We start from the raw sequence: 16,466 nt of genomic DNA, 5'->3' as shown, positions 1-16,466 counted from the left end.
GGGTAAGGAGACCCGCGCCCGCGCGGGCCTTCCTGCACCCGACGAGAGGCAACCTCGTGACCGACCAGCCCACCCTCCCCACCGCCTCGGGATCCTTCGGCGAGAAGCCGACGCTCACCTTCCCCGAGACGGACGCGCCCAGCGGTCTGCAGGTGGTCGTGCTCACCGAGGGCGACGGCCCGGCCGTCACGTCGGGGCGCAACATCGTCGTGCACTACCTCGGCCAGACCTGGGGCGGGCACGTCTTCGACAACTCCTACGACCGCGGCGACACCATCGCCTTCCCCATCGGTGTCGGCGCCGTCATCGGCGGCTGGGACAAGGGCCTCGTGGGCCAGAACGTCGGCTCCCGCGTGCTGCTCTCGATCCCGCCGGAGCACGGCTACGGCCAGCGCGGCGTTCCGCAGGCCGGCATCGGCGGCACGGACACGCTCGTCTTCGTCGTGGACGTCGTCGACGTCCAGTGACCTCGTGAGCGCGGGGTGCCCGTCGTCGCGGTGACCACCCACGACGGGCGCCCGCCGCTCAGCGCCGCACGGACCGCGTCACCGTGAAGCGCGGGTCGCGCGCGACCTGCGTCGTGGGCCCGACCGCGCGCTCGAGCGCGGGGCGGTACCGCAGGTGCGAGTTCCAGACGCACCACAGCTCGCCGCCCGGTCGCAGCACGCGCCCCGCGGTCGCGAACATGCGGTGCGCCGCGTCGGTGCGCACCGCCGCGCCGTCGTGGAACGGCGGGTTGAGCAGCACGACGTCGGCGCTGGCGTCCGCGAGGGTCGTGCCCGCGTCGTCGCGCACCGTGCGCACGCGGTCGGCGACGCCGTTCTCGCGCGCTGTGAGCGCGGCCGAGCGGACGGCGGCGTCCGAGCGGTCGGCGGCGACCACCCGCGCGTCGGGCCAGCGCCGGGCCGCCCACGCGGCGAGCAGGCCCGTCCCGCACCCGAGGTCGACGACGTCGCGCGGCGCCGCACCCTGCCCGCCGGGGGTCGGTCCGTCGTCGGCGCCGAGCCGGTCGAGCAGGAACCGCGTGCCGAGGTCCAGGCCGGCGCCCGCGAAGGCGGCGCCGAACGCCGCGACCCGCAGGCCGACGTCGGCCAGGTCGGTGACGACCGGGTAGGTCAGCGGGCGCGCCGGCCGGGGCGCCGACGCGACGAGCGCGCGGGACTTGCCCCGGGCGAGGCTCGCGCGCACCTCGCCGAACGACTCGGCGAGGACGTCGTTCATCGCGCGCGTCATGTGCTTGACGCGCGCGCTCCCGAGGAGCACGACGTCCGGCCCGGCCTCGCGCGCGACGTGCTCCGCGACGTCGCGCAGCGCCGCGAGGCCGCGGGGGAGCCGCAGCAGCACGACCCGCGCCCCGGCCAGGAGCCCCGCGTCGAGGCCGTGGCGGTCGTACGCCGTCGCCATCCCCGCCGCGCGCGCGTTCGCGTCGAGCGCCGCCTCCGCGGTGCACGCGTCCTGGTGGACGCGCACGCGCCCCCCGGGGGCGGTCGCGCTCCCGGCTTCCCCGGCGGGTCCTGCCCCGGTGAGCAGCGCCGCACCCAGGGTGAGGGCGCCGTACCGGTCGTCGACGACGGCCACGGCCCCCGGCGCGACGCCGGCGAGCAGGGGCGACGCCTCGTCGAGCAGCAGGCGGTCGGCCGGGTCGACGGCGACCGGTGCGTCCTCCCGGTCCGGGCCGACGTCGTGGGTGCGCAGGCGCTCCAGGAGGGCGGCGAGGTCGGGCGAGGTCGTCACCGCCCCAGTCTCCCCGACGCCCGGTGGTCGCCGCGCCGCGCGCCCGGCGGAGCGCTACTGTGCGACTGCGGAGAGCGAGGAGGCACCCGTGGACGTCCCGCGAACCCTGGTCGAGTCCCGTGCCGTCGGGCGCGCGCTGCGCGACCGGGTGCCGCGCCGCACGCAGGGCGCGCTGCTGCTGCCGGAGCGCGACCCGGTGGCGATCGTCGAGGAGCAGAACCGCGACCGGCTCCAGGACCTCGTCCCGCTGCGGATCGGCCGGATGCTCGAGTCGCCCTTCGCGTTCTACCGCGGCACCGCCGCGACGATGGCCCACGACCTGCGCGACGGCCCCCGGACCGGCGTCCAGGTCGTCGCGTGCGGGGACGCGCACGTCTCCAACTTCGGGCTCTTCGCGTCGCCCGAGCGGCGGGTCCTGTTCGACCTCAACGACTTCGACGAGGCGTCGGACGCCCCGTGGGAGTGGGACGTCAAGCGCCTCGCGGCGAGCATGTACGTGGGCGGGCGGGACAAGGGCCTGGCCGAGCACGACTGCGCGGACGCCGCGCGCGGCGCGGTGCGCGGGTACCGCGAGACGCTCGCCGAGGCGTTCGCGCGCGACGCCCTCGCGCGCTACGCGTTCCTCGTCGACACCGCGGTCATCGAGCCCCTGCTGCTCGACGGCGGGCGCGAGGAGCTCGAGCGGACCGTGCGCAAGGCGCGGCGGCGCACGTCGGAGCAGGTGGTGCGGAAGATCACGAGCCGGACCGCCGACGGCCGCACCCGGATCGTCGACCAGCCACCGGTCACCCAGCACGTGGACACGGCGAGCGTCGACGAGCTCACGACGCTGTTCGAGGCGTACCGCGAGCCGCTGCGCGCCGACGCCCGGCTCCTGCTGAGCCAGTTCACGGTCGTGGACTTCGTGCTGCGCGTCGTGGGCGTCGGGAGCGTCGGGACGCGCTGCTACATCGTGCTCCTCGAGGGGCCCGCGGGGGAGCCGCTCGTGCTGCAGGTGAAGGAGGCGACGTCGTCGGTCCTCGCGACGTACGGCGGGATGGTCGACGCGCTGCCGTCCGGGCTCGTGCCCGCCGGCGCCGTGCCCGCCCAGGGCCGCCGGGTGGTCGCCGCCCAGCGCATCCTGCAGGCGCAGTCCGACCCGTTCCTGGGGTGGACGACCGTCGAGGCGCCCGACCGCACGGGCCGCCCGCGCGTCGACTTCTACTGGCGCCAGTTCCGCGACATGAAGGGGTCCGTCGAGCTCGGCCGGCTCTCGGCCTCGCAGTTCGTGCGGTACGGGGAGCTGTGCGGGCGCGTGCTCGCCCGCGCCCACAGCCAGTCGCCGGGCGCGCGCGTGGCGCACGGCTACCTCGGCCGCTCCGACGTGTTCGACGAGTCCCTCGCGCGGTGGTCGCGCGCGTACGCGGACGTCGTCGAGGGGGACTACGCCGCGCTCGAGGCCGCCGTGACGAGCGGCCGCCTCCCGGCCGAGCGGGGCGTCTGAGCCGGTCCGACGGCGGTGGACGGCCACCCGCGCGCCCCGCCGTCGCCCGTACGCTGGGCGCCATGACGGACGACGCCGGTCAGCCCGGCCCGCACGCCCCCGCGCCCGCCGAGGCGCCTGCGGAGTCCTCCGCTCCGGCAGAGGCTCCGACCGCGCCCGCCGAGGCGCGCGGGACCGCGCGCGTGGCGGTCGAGTACTGCACGCAGTGCCGCTGGCTGCTGCGCGCGGCGTGGGTCGCGCAGGAGCTCCTGCAGACGTTCCGCACGCGCCTGGGCGAGGTGGCCCTCGTGCCCGGCACGGACGGCGTCTTCCGCGTCACGCTCGACGCCGGGGACGGGCCGGTGCTGCTGTGGGACCGCCGCGTCGACGGCGGGTTCCCCGAGATCCCGGACCTCAAGCGCCGGGTGCGCGACGCCGTCGCGCCCGACCTGTCGCTCGGCCACACCGACCGCGCGGCCACCGCGACGGACGCCGCGACGGAGGCACCGCGCCCGGACTGAGGCCGGTCGGGCCGCGCGGCAGATACTGTCCGCAGGACGCGGCTCAGCCCTTCTTCGCGCGCGCGGCGGCGAGCCGCTCCTCCTCGGCGCGGACCTTCTTCTGCACCTCGCGCTCGGCCGTCAGCCACTCCGGCGGGTCCTGGCGCAGCGCGTCGATCTCGTCGGTGGTCAGCGGCTCGGTGAGGCCGCCGCGCGTGAGGCCGGAGATCGAGACGCCGAGCCGGCCCGCGACGACGGGCCGCGGGTGCGGGCCGTTGCGGCGCAGGTCCGCGAGCCACTGGGGCGGGTTCTTCTCCATCTCCTCGAGCTGCGCCCGGGTGATGGTGCCCTCCTGGAACTCCTGCGGCGTGGCGGGCAGGTACACCCCGAGCTTCTTCGCCGCGGTGGCGGGCTTCATGGTCTGCGCGGACTGCTTGGGGGTCATGGGCTCCAGGGTAGTCGGCCGGTCGGGTGCCGGCGGCCCGCGGTCGGGCGCGCGGCGGGCGTCCGGCGGGCCTGCGACGGACCGGAGCCGGGCCCGGTGCACGCCGGGCGGGAGCGCGCGGGACCGCGCGCCTAGGCTGTCCGGGTGGACGACGACGCGGGCACGGCTCCCGAGGCAACGACCGACGGCGGCGGGGACGACGGTGCCGGTCGCCGGTTCCGGCTCGCGTACGTCCCCGGCGCGACCCCGGCCAAGTGGGTGCGCACGTGGCGCGAGCGCCTCCCCGACGTGCCGCTCGAGCTCGTCGCCGTCGAGCCCGGCGACGCGGAGCGGGCGCTGCGCGACGACGAGGCCGACGCCGCGATCCTGCGCCTGCCCGTCGACCGCGACGTGCTGAGCGCGATCCGCCTCTACGAGGAGGCGCCCGTCGTGCTCGTGTCGCGCGACCACCTGCTCGCCGCCCTGGAGCCCGAGGAGCCGGTCGCGCTCGACGACCTCGCCGACGACGTGCTGCTGCGGCCGCTCGACGACGTCGTGCCGTGGGCGGGCGAGGCCGGGGCCGCGGACGACGCGCCGCGGCCACCGGGGCGGCCGGCCGACGAGCGGCCCGCGACGACCGGCGACGCGGTCGTGCTGGTCGCCGCGAACGTCGGGGTGGCCGTCGTGCCGCAGTCGCTCGCGCGCCTGCACCACCGCAAGGACGTCACCTACCGCCGCCTGGAGGGGGCGCCGTCGGCCCCCGTCGCGCTCGCGTGGGTCGCGGACCGCGACGACGACCTCGTCGAGGAGATGGTCGGGATCGTCCGCGGCCGCACGGCCAACAGCTCGCGCGGGCGTCGGGCGACGGCGCCCGCGGAGGATGCCGCGCCCGCCCGCGAGCGCCGCGACCGCGACGCGCGCGGTGGCGCGGGCCGCGGGGGAGCGGGCGCCGGTCGTGCGGGAGCGGGCGGCGGGCGCGGCGGGGGTGGCGCGCAGGGCCGCGGCACGCCGAAGGGCCGGGGCGCCCGCGGTCGGGGCGGGAAGCGGCGGTGACGGCTCCGCCGCCCGCGCCGCAGGCTCCGGGTGGCCCGGTCGAGCTCGTGCTGCTCGACGCGGTGCCCCCGGACGAGCGGGGCCGGCTGCTCGCCGCCGCGCTCCGGCTCCGGCTGGGACCCGGGCAGGAGGAGTTCGTGCCGCCCGCGGCCGACGTCGTCGCCGCGGCCCACGCCGACCCGGGCCGGCACCTGCTGGTCGCCCGGCCGCCGGGCGGCGACCCCGTCGCGCTCGGCGTGCTGCACCCCGGCGGTGCCCCGGCCGAGGTCGCGGCGCTGCTCGACGGCGTCGCCCCGGACGACGTCGTGCTGTTCCGCGGCTTCCTCGTCGACGTCGCGGCGCAGGGCGGCGGCGTCGGGTCGCGCGTCGTGCGGGACCTTCCCGGCGCGGTCGCGGCGCTCGCGGCGCTGCGCGGGCGGACGGCGCCGTACGAGGCGCTCGTCCTCACGGTCAACGACCGCAACGCGGCGGGGCGGCGCGCGTACGCGCGCGCGGGGCTGCACGACCGCGGCGCGTACCTCGGGGGGAGTGCCGGGCCGCAGCGGGTCATGGCACGCGCGCTCGCAATATAGGCATTGACTTATATAAGCGCAGTCTGAAAGATGGGGGTCATGGAAGCGTTCGACGTCCTCGGCGACCCGGTCCGTCGTCGGATCCTCGAGCACCTCGCGCACGGCGAGCAGCCCGCCGGCGAGATCGCGGCGCGCGTGGGGGAGGAGTTCGGCATCAGCCAGCCCGCGGTGTCGCAGCACCTGCGCGTGCTGCGGACCAGCGGGTTCGCGTCGGTCCGCCCGGACGGGACCCGGCGCCTCTACGCGCTCGACCCGGCGGCCCTCGACGAGGTCGAGGACTGGACCGCGGGCCTGCGCCGGTTCTGGGAGCAGCGGCTGGACGCGCTCGGGACCGAGCTCGCCCGGGGTGCCCGCGAGCGCCGTCGGGCGACGGCAGCCGGCGCCGACGAGGACGACGAGCGCCCCACCGACACCACCAGGAGGACAGCATGAAGGACTTCATCGCCGAGCTCGAGGCCGCGCGGCGCACCGTCGGGACGGGAGACCTGCCCGCCGGTGCGGCACGGGTCGTCACCATCGAGCGCACCTACCCGGCCGACGTCGAGGACGTGTGGGAGGCCGTCACCGACCCCGAGCGCATCCCGCGCTGGTTCCTGCCCGTGACGGGCGACCTCCGGGTGGGCGGCACCTACCAGGTCGAGGGCAACGCCGGCGGCGAGATCCGCGCGTGCGAGGCCCCGCGGCTCCTGCGGCTCACGTGGGTCATGGGCCCGCCGACGCCGGAGGACACGTCCGTCGTCGAGGTCCGGCTCGCGCCCACGCCCGACGGCGGCACGACGCTCACGCTCGAGCACACCGCCGTCGTGCCGCCGGAGATGTGGGACCAGTTCGGCCCGGGCGCCGTCGGCGTCGGGTGGGACGGCGCCCTGCTGGGCCTCGGGCTGCACGTCGACGGCCGGGCGACGCTCGACCCCGAGGCCGTCCTCGCGAGCCCCGAGCTGCGCGCGTTCAACGTCGCGAGCAGCGAGGCGTGGGGAGCGGCGCTCGCCGTGGCCGACGGGCTCGACGCGGACGACGTCGCCGCCCGCGTCGCCGCCACGACGGCGTTCTACGTCCCTGCGGACGACGTCCCCGCCGAGGACGGCTCGGGCGCCCGGTAGGGCCGCCCCCGCGGTCGCCGGTCGCGGGTCGCACCGGCGGTCCCGCGAGGTACCGCCCCGGGGGGACGCCCCGCGGCGGACGTCCGCCGCGGGGCGGATGTTCACCCGTGGTTCACCCGGCATACCCTCGTCCGATGACTTCGCCCGATTCGTCCCGCACCACGACCCTGCCCGACCCCGTCCCGACGCGTGACGAGAGCGACGGCGCGCCGGCCGGACCCACGGCCCCCGAGCCGTCGTCCGGGCTCGCGGGGCAGGCGCTCGTGGCGGTGTCGTGGCTCGTCGGGGCGGCGCTCGTCGTCCTCGTCGCCCGGATGCTGCGCGGGCCGAGCGAGTCCCTCTACCTCGCCGTCACGGCGCGCACGGCCGATCTCCCCGGGACGGAGCTCGTCGCCGAGGGCGGCGTGCTCGTGCTCGTGGCCTGGTGCGCGCTCGTGGCCTGGCGCTCGCGCCGGGGCGGCCCGCCCGCGGTCGCGACGACGCTCGCCGCCGGCGTGGGCGCCGTCGCCGCCTACGCCGCGAGCGAGGCCGTGAAGTCCCTCGTGCGGCAGCCGCGCGGCTGCTGGGAGCTGGTCGAGGTCGCGCACTGCCCCGCGGCGGGCGACTGGTCGTTCCCGAGCAACCACACCGCGATCGCGTTCGCCCTCGCGACCGCCGTCGTCCTCGCCGGCGCGCCGGCCGTGCGGGTCCCCGGCGCCGTGCCGGCGCGGCACGCGACCCGCTCCCGCACGCGCGACCTCGCGGTGTGGGTCGTCGTGCCGGCCCTGCTGGCCGTGGCGGTCGCGGCGGCCCGCGTCGCCCAGGGCGTGCACTTCCCGCACGACGTCGTGGCCGGCGCGGCCGTGGGCGTCGCCGTGGTCGTGGCGGCGGTGACGGTGCTCGCCGGTCCCGCCACGACGGCCGTCGCGGCGGCGTGCCGCGTCGACGGGGTGCGCCGCGTGCTGCTCGCCCGACCGTCCTGAGCCCGCCCGCGGGCCGCGCCGTCAGCGCGGCGCGGTGACGAAGACGTCGAACAGCTCCGGGTGGTGGGCGTGCACGAGCACGGCGAAAACCACGACGTCGAACAGCAGGTGGACGGCCACGACGTAGGTGAGCGACTTGCTCCAGGAGAAGATCCAGCCCTGGACGAGCGCGAACGGCACGGTGAGCAGCGGGCCCCACTCCCGGTAGCCGAGCTCCCAGAGGAACGACGCGAAGACCGTCGCCTGGAGCAGGTTCGCCGTCCACACCCCGAAGTGCTCGCGGTACAGCGCGAAGACCACGCACACGAAGAACAGCTCGTCCCAGATGCCCACCGCGTTGACGCCGACGAACAGGCGCGCGATCTCCGCGCCGCCCGTGATCGGCGGCCAGTTGAGGTACGCGCCCGACCCGATGAAGTAGAACGGCAGGATCAGGTAGCCCGCCACGACGACCACGACCAGGTACACGACCTGCCCCCGCGTCCAGCGACGGCCCGTCGCGACGGGGAACGTGACGGCGTCCTCGCGGAAGACGAAGCAGGACAGAGCCCACGGCACGAGCACCGCGAGGGAGAGCACGACGGCGAAGCGCACCATGCCGGCGTCGGACAGGTCGGCCTTCAGCGAGATGGTCGAGATGATCCCCATCCCGACGCCGACCAGCGCGAGGTCGCGGCCGAGGCGCCGGTCCACGAGCAGCCCGAGCGCGACCCCGAGGACGAGCGGGACGTACCCGAGCGGGCGCGCGTGGACCGCGAAGAGCAGCACCGCGGAGCCGGACACGAGGACCGCGGCGAGCAGGCGCAGGGGCGACCCGACCGCCCAGGGCGGGCGGGCGGCGTCGGGCAGCGGGCTGAGCGCGGCGGAGGTCACGCGCACACGGTGCCACGACCGGCGGGCGGGGGCGCGCGCCGCCGCGCCGGGACCGGGCCGCGACCGGGCCGTGCGAGCCCCGGCGCTACAGCTCCTCGTACACCGCCGGGTCCTGGCCGTTCGTGCGCCCGTCCGCCCGGGCGAGCCCGGTCAGGGCGTTCATCTCGTGCGTGGTCAGCTCGAACGAGAACACGTCGAGGTTCTCGCGCTGACGCTCCGGCGACGACGCCTTCGGCAGCGGCACGACACCGAGCTGCACGTGCCAGCGCAGGATCGCCTGCACCGGGGAGACGCCGTGCGCGGCCGCGACCTGCGTGACGACCGGGTCCCGGAGCAGGTCGTTCGCGCGTCCGATCGGGCTCCACGCCTCCGTGACGACGCCGCGCTCCGCGTCCGCCGCACGCTGGAGCGGCTGCGGGAAGTACGGGTGCAGCTCGACCTGGTTCACGACGGGCGTCACGCCCGTCGCCGCGATCACCGCGTCCAGGTGCTCGGGCAGGAAGTTCGAGACGCCGACGTGCCGGACCAGGCCCCGGTCGCGGCACTCCACGAGCGCCTCGTACGCCTCGACGTACCGGCCCACGCGCGGGTTGGGCCAGTGCACGAGGTACAGGTCGAGGTAGTCCAGGCCCGTGCGCAGCACCGACTCCTCGACCGTCCGGACGGCGTCGTCGTGCGCGTGGTGACGGCCGGGGAGCTTCGACGTCACGAGCACGTCCTCGCGCGCGACGCCCGAGCGGCGCACCGCCGCGCCCACGGCGCCCTCGTTCTCGTAGCTGAACGCGGAGTCGACGAGCCGGTACCCCGCGTCGATCGCGCGCGCGACGGCGTCCGCGCCCTCCTCGCCCTGGAGCCGGTAGGTGCCGAGGCCGATCGCGGGGATCGTCGTGCCGTCCTGCGCCGCGAGGGTGGGGATCGTCATGGGCCCATCGTGCGGGCGACCCCGGCGGCCCCGCACCTCGGCGGGACGCGGCAGCGGGACGTCGCGCGGGCGAGATGCGAGAAGTGGCCCCTGGTCCGGCGGGACCCGGGGCCACTTCTCACCTCTCGGCGGGTGCTACGCGGCGCTCGGGAACGGGACCCCCGTGGTCGCGTGGCAGCGGTAGCCGTTCGGGTTCTTGTCGAGGTACTGCTGGTGGTAGTCCTCGGCGTAGTAGAACGGCCCGGCCTCGGCCGCGGGGCGCATCTCCGTCGTCACCGGGTCGTACCCCTTGGCCTCGAGCACCGCGGAGTAGCGCGCCGCCGTCTCGCGGACGGCCCGCTCCTGCTCGGGCGTCGTCCAGTACACGGCGGACCGGTACTGGGTGCCGACGTCGTTGCCCTGGCGGTAGCCCTGCGTCGGGTCGTGGCGCTCCCAGAAGATCTTGAGCAGCTCCTCCTCGGAGACCTTCGTCGGGTCGTACGCGACGAGCGCCGTCTCGGTGTGGCCGGTCCGCGCGGTGCACGCCTCCTCGTAGGTGGGGTTCGGCGTCGTGCCGCCCATGTAGCCGACGGCGGTGCTCACCACCCCGGGGACCTGCCAGAAGATCTCCTCGGCGCCCCAGAAGCAGCCCATCGCCAGGTAGAGCACGCGCGTGCCCTCGGGCCACGGGCCGGTGATCGAGGTGCCGAGCACGGTGTGGGGACGCGGCGCCTGCAGCACGGGCGACTGGCGCCCGGGCAGCGCGTCCTCGGGGGCGATCATCGTCGTCTTGCCGGACGAGCCGAAGATCGCGTCGAAGATCGAGTTCATCGCTTACCTCCTGAGGGTGCCCGGACGACCGGGGCGCTGGCCCACGACGCATCGTCCTGGCACGGGGTAGAACGCGGCGGGGGCGGTCGGTGTTCCGCGGACGTGCCGCGACCGGGGCCCGGGCGCGCGTCCGGCCCGAGCCTCTCACGGGACGATCGAGTCGATGTACCCGCCGTCGACGCGCACCGCGGCGCCGGTCGTCGCCGACGCGAGCGGTGACGCGAGGTAGGCGACCATGTGCGCGATCTCCTCCGGCTCGATGAGGCGCTGGAGCAGCGACTGCGGGCGGTGCTCGCGCATGAACACGCGCTGCGCCTCGTCCCACGGCAGGTCGTCGCCGACGAGCTCGCGCGCGAACGCCTCCACCCCGCCCGTGTGCGTGGGCCCGGCGAGCACGCTGTTCACCGTGACGCCCGTGCCCGCCGCCGCCTTGGCGAACCCGCGCGAGACGCCGAGCAGCGCCGTCTTCGTCACGCCGTAGTGGATCATCTCGGCCGGGATCACGACCGCCGAGTCGCTCCCGACGAACTGCACCCGGCCCCAGCCGCGCTCCGTCATCCCCGGCAGGTACGCGCGCGTGAGCCGCACGCCCGCGAGGACGTTCACCTCGAAGTAGCGGCGCCACGTGGCGTCGTCGATCGCGAGCGGGTCCGCGCTCGAGAAGATGCCGAGGTTGTTCACCAGCACGTCGACGTGCGGCACGGCGTCGAGCACGGCCGCCGTCCCCTCGTCGGTCGCGAGGTCGGCGGCCACGCCCAGCACGTCCGCCCCGGGCACGTGCTCGCGCACGTCGGCGGCGGCCCGCTGCGCCGTCTCCTCGGAGCGCCCGTTGACGACGACCGCCGCGCCGCACGCCGCGAGCGTGCGCGAGATCGCGAGCCCGATCCCCTGCGCCGAGCCGGTGACGAGCGCCCTCCTGCCGTCCAGGTCGATCCTCATGCGCGGGCTCCTTCCGGGTCGTCGGACGACGGTCGCCGCCCGCCTCCCTACCGTGCCCCGCGGCGGTCGCGGCCGCCACCGCCTCACCGCCCCCGCCATGGCCGCCGTCGCCACGGCCGCCGCCGAGCAGGTGGTCCTGGCTCGTCCGGGTAGCGGGACGGACCAGGACCGCCTGCTCGGCGCAGGGGGTGCGCCTAGGCTGGTCGGGTGACCACCTCGAGCGAGCACCCCGACTGGACCACCACCGGCTTCTCCACGCGTGCGATCCACGCGGGCCAGGACCCGGACGCGACGACCGGCGCCGTCGTGCCGCCGATCCACCAGGTCTCGACGTACAAGCAGGACGGCGTCGGCGGGCTGCGCGGCGGCTACGAGTACTCGCGCTCCGCGAACCCGACGCGCACCGCCCTCGAGGAGGCGCTCGCGGCCGCGGAGTCCGGCGGCCTGCGCCCGACGGCGGACGGGTCGCCCGCCGCGCGCGGGTTCGCCTTCGCGTCCGGCCTCGCGGCCGAGGACACGCTGCTGCGCGCCGTCGTGCGCCCCGGGGACCACGTGATCGTGCCCGACGACGCGTACGGCGGCACCTACCGCCTCATCGCCCGCGTGTTCGGCCCGTGGGGCGTCGAGCACACGCCCGTCGACCTCACGGACGTCGAGGCCGTGCGCGCCGCCGCGCGCCCCGAGACGCGCGTCGTCTGGGTCGAGACCCCGACGAACCCGCTGCTCGGCGTGAGCGACGTCGCGGCGCTCGCGGGCGTCGCGCACGACGCCGGGGCGCTGCTCGTCGTCGACAACACCTTCGCGACCCCCTACCTCCAGCAGCCCCTCGCGCTGGGGGCGGACGTCGTCGTGCACTCGACGACGAAGTACGTCGGGGGGCACAGCGACGTCGTCGGGGGAGCGCTCGTCGTGGCGACGGCCGCGCAGCTCCCCGGCGGGCTCGCGTCGCCCGCGGGCGGCACGGACGTCGCGGGGGCGGTGGGCTTCCACCAGAACGCGTCGGGCGCCGTCGCCGGGCCGTTCGACGCGTGGCTCACGCTGCGCGGGCTCAAGACGCTCGCGGTGCGCATGGACCGCCACCAGGCGAACGCGGCCGCGGTCGCGGAGTTCCTCGACGCGCACCCGGCCGTGACCGAGGTGATCTACCCGGGCCTCGCGTCGCACCCGGGCCACGAGCTCGCCGCGCGTCAGATGTCCGGGTTCGGCGGCATGGTCTCGTTCCGCGTGGGCAGCGAGGCCAAGGCGCTCGACGTGTGCGCGCGCACCCGGGTGTTCACGCTCGCGGAGTCGCTGGGCGGGGTCGAGTCGCTCGTCGAGCACCCCGGCCGCATGACGCACGGCTCCGTCGCGGGCACGGCGCTCGAGGTCCCCGACGACCTCGTCCGGCTGTCCGTCGGCATCGAGGACGTCGAGGACCTCCTCGCCGACCTCGGGCAGGCGCTCGCCTGACGGGGAGATCCTGCGCACACCGCGCGGGCTCGCCGTGCGCAGGGGCGCGCGGCGGGGGCCGCTCCCCTAGGGTTGCGCTGTGAGCGCGCAGACGGACCAGCACCGCACCCCCGACCCGCTTCCTCCCGCGCGTCCCGGCGCAGCGGCCGTGCCCGACGCCGTGCGCTCGGCCGCCGCGTGGTCGTGGCGCCTGCTGCTCATCGGCGCGGCGATCGCGGCCGGGCTGTGGGTCGTGACGCAGCTCAAGGTGATCGTCGTGCCGATCGCGGTGGCGCTGCTGCTCACCGTGCTCCTCACGCCGGTCCAGCGGTTCTTCCGGCGGCACCTGCGCATGTCGCGCGGCCTCGCGTCGGGCGCCGCGCTCATCGCGCTCATCGTCGTGGTCGCGGGGCTCATCGCCACCGCGGGGCAGCAGATCGTCAGCGGCTTCCAGGACCTGCGCGACCAGGCCGTCGAGGGCTTCGAGCAGTTCACGAACTGGCTCGCCGACGGCCCCCTCGGCCTCGACTCCACCACGCTCTCGCACTGGCTCGACCAGGCGGGGACCGCGGTCTCCGAGAACCAGGACTCGATCGTCTCGGGCGCGCTGGGCGCGGCGACGACCATCGGCCACGTGCTCGCCGGGGCCCTCATCGCCCTGTTCTGCACGTTCTTCTTCCTGCTCGACGGCCGCTCGATCTGGTCGTGGGTCGTGGGGCTGCTCCCGCTGCGCGCCCGCGACCGCGTGCACCAGGCCGGCCGTCGCGGCATCGTGACGCTCGCCGCGTACACGCGCACCCAGATCCTCGTCGCCGCGGTCGACGCGGTCGGCATCGGCGTCGGTGCCGCGTTCTTCGTGCCGTCGCTCGCGCTGCCGCTCGGCATCCTCGTCTTCGTCGGGTCGTTCATCCCGATCGTCGGTGCCATCGTCACCGGGTCCATCGCGGTGCTCGTCGTGCTCGTCGCGCAGGGCTGGGTGCAGGCGCTCGTCATGCTCGGCATCGTGCTGCTCGTGCAGCAGATCGAGGGCCACATCCTCCAGCCCTTCCTCATGGGGCACGCGGTCTCGCTGCACCCCGTCGCCGTCCTGCTCGTCGTCGCGGCCGGTAGCTTCGCCGCGGGCATCGTCGGCGCGCTGTTCGCGGTCCCGATCGCCGCGGTGCTCAACACGGTGGTGCTCTACCTGCACGGCCACGACAAGTTCCCCGAGCTCGGCACCGACGACCGCGTCGTCGTGCGCGGCAGCCCGCAGCCGCCCGTCATCGCGCGCGCCGAGTCCGACCTTGACGACGCGGGCGTGCGCCGCCGCCCCGGTCGCCGGGCGCACGACGCCGGCGGCTCGGCGGTCGTGGAGACGCAGGACGCCGGCGTCGCCGACGCACCGGGCGAGGGCACACCGGGAGAGGCGCGGTGACCTCAGGTCCCGTGCCCGTCCCGCTCGGCGACGTCCGCGACGCCGCCCGCCTGCTCGACGGCGTCGCGTACCGCACGCCGGTGCACACCACCCGGGCGATCAGCGAGGCGGCTGGCGTCCGGGTCCTGCTCAAGTGCGAGAACCTCCAGCGCGCGGGGTCGTTCAAGGTCCGCGGCGCCTACGTGCGCATGGCGCGCCTGAGCGCCGACGAGAAGGCGCGCGGCGTCGTCGCGGCGAGCGCGGGCAACCATGCGCAGGGCGTCGCGTTCGCCGCGGGCCTGCTCGGCATCCGGGCCGTCGTGTACATGCCGGTCGACGCCGCGCTCCCCAAGGTCGCGGCGACGCGCCAGTACGGCGCCGAGGTCCGGCTCGTCGGCGCCGACGTGGACGAGACGCTCGCCGCCGCGCGCGCCGAGGCCGACCGCACCGGCGCCGTGTTCATCCACCCGTTCGACCACCCCGACGTCGTCGCGGGTCAGGCGACCATCGCGCTCGAGATCCTCGAGCAGGTGCCCGACGTCCGGACCGTCGTCGCCCCGCTCGGAGGCGGCGGCCTCGTCGCCGGGCTCGCCGCGGCGTTCGCCCAGGCCGCGCCGCACGTGCGCGTCATCGGGGTGCAGGCGGAGCGCGCCGCGGCCTACCCGGGCTCGCTCGCCGCAGGAGAGCCGACGACGGCCCGGCTCGCCGGGACGATGGCCGACGGCATCGCGGTCGGGACCCCGGGTGCGGTGCCGTTCGGGATCGTCGCGCACCACGGCGTCGAGGTGCGCACCGTGACCGAGGAGGAGATCTCCCGGTCCCTGCTCATGGTCGCCGAGCGTGCGAAGCTGCTCGTGGAGCCCGCCGCCGCGACCGGCGTCGCGGCGCTCCTGTCCGGGACGGCCGCGGTCGACGCGGGCGCGGCGGACCCGGTCGAGGGACCGGTCGTCGTCGTGCTGTCCGGAGGGAACGTCGACCCGCTCGTGCTGCTGCGGGTCGTGCGGCACGGCCTCGCCGCCGCGGGCCGGTACATCCAGCTCCAGGTGCTGCTCGACGACCGCCCCGGCGCCCTCGCGCGCATGCTCGAGGCGGTCGCGGCGCGGCGCGGCAACATCATGCACATCGACCACGACCGCACGGACGTGGGCCTCGCGATCGGCGAGGCGTGGGTGCGCATGCAGGTCGAGACCAAGGGGCCCGAGCACTGCGACGAGCTCGTCGCGCACCTGCGCTCCGCGGGCTACCGCGTCGAGCGAAGCGACGGCGGGTCGCCTCGGGTCTGACGAGACCTGAGAAGCGAGAAGTGGCCCCTCCCGCGCGTGCCGGAGGGGCCACTTCTCACGCCTCGCTCACCCGCCTCTCGGCCGGCGAGCCGGCAGTCAGGTGGTCCGGTGCGCCGGGGTGACGACGCGCGGGCGCGTGGTCGGGTCGGGAGCGTCCGGGAGCTCTTCCGGGCGCGCGCCGCGGTCGACGAAGGCTTGCAGAATCCGGCCCTCGGTCGAGGGCCAGCGGCCGAGGACGTCGTACGCGAACAGCACGATCACCCGCCATCCGAGCCGTTCCAGCTCCTCCTGCCGCGCGACGTCGTTCAGGCGCTGCCGCGCGGAGGTCAGGTGGTGCCGGCCGTCGTACTCCACCGCGATGCGGAGCTCGGGCCAGCACAGGTCGGGTCGTGCGAGCCAGCGTCCGTCGTCGTCGACGACGTCGGCCCCGACGACCGGGCAGGGGAAGCCCGAGTCGACCAGCCGGAGGCGCAGCAGCGTCTCCATGGGGGAGTCCACGAAACGGCGGGAACGGTGGAGCGCGGACGCGAGCGGCACGACCCCGCGTCGACCGCGCAGCAGGTGCACGCGCGCCTCGAGCCGGTCGCGGGGGTACGGGCGGGCTCGTCCCCGGGCGCCGAGGACCGCGTCCAGGACGACGACGAGGTCCGTCTCGGTGAGACCGTGCCCGCCCGCGGCGACGAGCGCCGCCAGGTCGGCGACGGTCCTGTCCGGGCCGGTCACGGCGAGCTCGTGCCGGACGACGACGTCGCGCCCCGGCAGGCCGACGTGCGTGACGACACCGGTCGCGTCGAGGGGTCGCGTGCCGGGTGGCCCCGAGACGTGCAGCGGAGAGAGGCCGGACACGCCGGGCGGGAGCGGCAGGTCCCACAGCGCGGCAGCGGTGGTGTGGGAGAAGGCGGCCGCGCGCGGGAGCGCGAGCCGGACGGCGGCGGCGACGGACCGCAGGTCGTCGCGCCGGCGGCGTCCATGCGGACGCCCCGCACCGGGGCGTGGAGCCGCGGTGAGCGC

Annotated in this window: 18 protein-coding genes; 11 read left to right on the top strand and 7 right to left on the bottom strand. The window is 76.4% G+C overall.

Features of this window, described 5'->3' with window-relative positions; all coding sequences use genetic code 11:
- Positions 1 to 56 precede the first annotated feature (56 nt).
- Positions 57 to 467 carry an FKBP-type peptidyl-prolyl cis-trans isomerase gene (locus tag RSE42_RS14340; RefSeq protein ID WP_009864026.1) on the top strand — a complete coding sequence of 137 codons (411 nt, stop codon included), beginning with the start codon at positions 57 to 59 and terminating at the stop codon, positions 465 to 467.
- Between the two features lie 58 nt (positions 468 to 525).
- Here the strand turns inward: RSE42_RS14340 and RSE42_RS14335 are convergent, their stop codons facing one another.
- The gene (locus RSE42_RS14335; RefSeq protein ID WP_415296738.1) at positions 526 to 1,734 is read right to left on the bottom strand and encodes a class I SAM-dependent methyltransferase; all 1,209 of its coding nucleotides are present in this window, start codon (positions 1,732 to 1,734) and stop codon (positions 526 to 528) included.
- Positions 1,735 to 1,822: 88 nt separating this feature from the next.
- Here RSE42_RS14335 and RSE42_RS14330 point away from each other — a divergent pair, with 88 nt between their 5' ends.
- Together RSE42_RS14330 and RSE42_RS14325 are read left to right on the top strand one after the other, a co-directional pair.
- Complete coding sequence (locus RSE42_RS14330) at positions 1,823 to 3,217, top strand: DUF2252 domain-containing protein (RefSeq protein WP_212715515.1); 1,395 nt, start codon at positions 1,823 to 1,825, stop codon at positions 3,215 to 3,217.
- A 62-nt stretch (positions 3,218 to 3,279) separates the two neighbouring features.
- Complete coding sequence (locus RSE42_RS14325) at positions 3,280 to 3,717, top strand: SelT/SelW/SelH family protein (RefSeq protein WP_415296736.1); 438 nt, start codon at positions 3,280 to 3,282, stop codon at positions 3,715 to 3,717.
- Positions 3,718 to 3,760: 43 nt separating this feature from the next.
- Here the strand turns inward: RSE42_RS14325 and RSE42_RS14320 are convergent, their stop codons facing one another.
- Positions 3,761 to 4,141 (bottom strand): DUF5997 family protein, encoded by a 381-nt coding sequence (locus tag RSE42_RS14320; protein ID WP_034650386.1) that lies wholly within the window; start codon positions 4,139 to 4,141, stop codon positions 3,761 to 3,763.
- Between the two features lie 144 nt (positions 4,142 to 4,285).
- On the opposite strand from RSE42_RS14320, the gene RSE42_RS14315 reads away from it, so the two are divergent.
- From RSE42_RS14315 to RSE42_RS14295, 5 genes are all read left to right on the top strand, one after another.
- Positions 4,286 to 5,173, top strand: a complete 888-nt coding sequence (locus RSE42_RS14315; RefSeq protein ID WP_415296734.1) for a substrate-binding domain-containing protein — start codon at positions 4,286 to 4,288, stop codon at positions 5,171 to 5,173.
- Positions 5,170 to 5,745 (top strand): GNAT family N-acetyltransferase, encoded by a 576-nt coding sequence (locus RSE42_RS14310; RefSeq protein ID WP_137281144.1) that lies wholly within the window; start codon positions 5,170 to 5,172, stop codon positions 5,743 to 5,745. Before RSE42_RS14315 ends, RSE42_RS14310 begins: the two co-directional genes overlap by 4 nt.
- A gap of 39 nt (positions 5,746 to 5,784) precedes the next feature.
- Positions 5,785 to 6,177: an ArsR/SmtB family transcription factor gene (locus RSE42_RS14305; protein ID WP_061267446.1), complete on the top strand. Its 393-nt coding sequence runs from the start codon at positions 5,785 to 5,787 to the stop codon at positions 6,175 to 6,177.
- On the top strand, positions 6,174 to 6,845 hold the full coding sequence (locus tag RSE42_RS14300; RefSeq protein WP_415296733.1) for an SRPBCC family protein: 672 nt from the start codon (positions 6,174 to 6,176) through the stop codon (positions 6,843 to 6,845). The genes RSE42_RS14305 and RSE42_RS14300 overlap by 4 nt, the downstream gene beginning before the upstream one ends.
- Before the next feature lie 134 nt (positions 6,846 to 6,979).
- The gene (locus tag RSE42_RS14295) at positions 6,980 to 7,807 is read left to right on the top strand and encodes a phosphatase PAP2 family protein (RefSeq protein ID WP_415296732.1); all 828 of its coding nucleotides are present in this window, start codon (positions 6,980 to 6,982) and stop codon (positions 7,805 to 7,807) included.
- Positions 7,808 to 7,828: 21 nt separating this feature from the next.
- On the opposite strand, the gene RSE42_RS14290 is transcribed toward RSE42_RS14295, so the two are convergent.
- The 4 genes from RSE42_RS14290 to RSE42_RS14275 all read right to left on the bottom strand — a co-directional run bounded on the left by RSE42_RS14290 (position 7,829) and on the right by RSE42_RS14275 (position 11,351).
- Entirely contained in the window at positions 7,829 to 8,656 is an 828-nt protein-coding gene (locus RSE42_RS14290) for a type II CAAX prenyl endopeptidase Rce1 family protein (RefSeq protein WP_415298903.1), read from the bottom strand.
- A 109-nt stretch (positions 8,657 to 8,765) separates the two neighbouring features.
- Positions 8,766 to 9,602, bottom strand: coding sequence for an aldo/keto reductase (locus RSE42_RS14285; protein ID WP_061267449.1), 837 nt, complete (start codon positions 9,600 to 9,602; stop codon positions 8,766 to 8,768).
- A gap of 135 nt (positions 9,603 to 9,737) precedes the next feature.
- Positions 9,738 to 10,412, bottom strand: a complete 675-nt coding sequence (gene msrA, locus RSE42_RS14280; protein ID WP_034653375.1) for a peptide-methionine (S)-S-oxide reductase MsrA — start codon at positions 10,410 to 10,412, stop codon at positions 9,738 to 9,740.
- Between the two features lie 144 nt (positions 10,413 to 10,556).
- Positions 10,557 to 11,351, bottom strand: coding sequence for an SDR family NAD(P)-dependent oxidoreductase (locus RSE42_RS14275; RefSeq protein WP_076405877.1), 795 nt, complete (start codon positions 11,349 to 11,351; stop codon positions 10,557 to 10,559).
- 207 nt (positions 11,352 to 11,558) lie between these two features.
- Between RSE42_RS14275 and RSE42_RS14270 the strand changes: the two genes are divergently transcribed.
- The 3 genes from RSE42_RS14270 (at position 11,559) to ilvA (ending at position 15,455) form a co-directional block, all read left to right on the top strand.
- On the top strand, positions 11,559 to 12,800 hold the full coding sequence (locus tag RSE42_RS14270) for a cystathionine gamma-synthase (RefSeq protein ID WP_415296729.1): 1,242 nt from the start codon (positions 11,559 to 11,561) through the stop codon (positions 12,798 to 12,800).
- Positions 12,801 to 12,879: 79 nt separating this feature from the next.
- On the top strand, positions 12,880 to 14,193 hold the full coding sequence (locus RSE42_RS14265) for an AI-2E family transporter (RefSeq protein ID WP_415296728.1): 1,314 nt from the start codon (positions 12,880 to 12,882) through the stop codon (positions 14,191 to 14,193).
- On the top strand, positions 14,190 to 15,455 hold the full coding sequence (gene ilvA, locus RSE42_RS14260; protein ID WP_308821403.1) for a threonine ammonia-lyase: 1,266 nt from the start codon (positions 14,190 to 14,192) through the stop codon (positions 15,453 to 15,455). The genes RSE42_RS14265 and ilvA overlap by 4 nt, the downstream gene beginning before the upstream one ends.
- 96 nt (positions 15,456 to 15,551) lie before the next feature.
- On the opposite strand, the gene RSE42_RS14255 is transcribed toward ilvA, so the two are convergent.
- Positions 15,552 to 16,301 (bottom strand): endonuclease domain-containing protein, encoded by a 750-nt coding sequence (locus RSE42_RS14255; protein WP_415296725.1) that lies wholly within the window; start codon positions 16,299 to 16,301, stop codon positions 15,552 to 15,554.
- Positions 16,302 to 16,466: the final 165 nt, after the last annotated feature.

The organism is Cellulosimicrobium sp. SJTW-1 (genome assembly GCF_047716875.1).
GTDB lineage: Bacteria > Actinomycetota > Actinomycetes > Actinomycetales > Cellulomonadaceae > Cellulosimicrobium > Cellulosimicrobium funkei.
Note: the sequence above shows the minus strand (reverse complement) of the source record. Positions and strands in the feature narration are given on the sequence as shown.

Bases quoted from the DNA above. Each gene is read 5' to 3' on its own strand.
- RSE42_RS14325 (WP_415296736.1), top strand. From the start codon at position 3,280: ATGACGGACGACGCCGGTCAGCCCGGCCCGCACGCCCCCGCGCCCGCC.
- RSE42_RS14320 (WP_034650386.1), bottom strand. From the start codon at position 4,141: ATGACCCCCAAGCAGTCCGCGCAGACCATGAAGCCCGCCACCGCGGCG.
- RSE42_RS14305 (WP_061267446.1), top strand. From the start codon at position 5,785: ATGGAAGCGTTCGACGTCCTCGGCGACCCGGTCCGTCGTCGGATCCTC.
- RSE42_RS14300 (WP_415296733.1), top strand. From the start codon at position 6,174: ATGAAGGACTTCATCGCCGAGCTCGAGGCCGCGCGGCGCACCGTCGGG.
- RSE42_RS14295 (WP_415296732.1), top strand. From the start codon at position 6,980: ATGACTTCGCCCGATTCGTCCCGCACCACGACCCTGCCCGACCCCGTC.
- RSE42_RS14285 (WP_061267449.1), bottom strand. From the start codon at position 9,602: ATGACGATCCCCACCCTCGCGGCGCAGGACGGCACGACGATCCCCGCG.
- msrA (WP_034653375.1), bottom strand. From the start codon at position 10,412: ATGAACTCGATCTTCGACGCGATCTTCGGCTCGTCCGGCAAGACGACG.
- RSE42_RS14275 (WP_076405877.1), bottom strand. From the start codon at position 11,351: ATGAGGATCGACCTGGACGGCAGGAGGGCGCTCGTCACCGGCTCGGCG.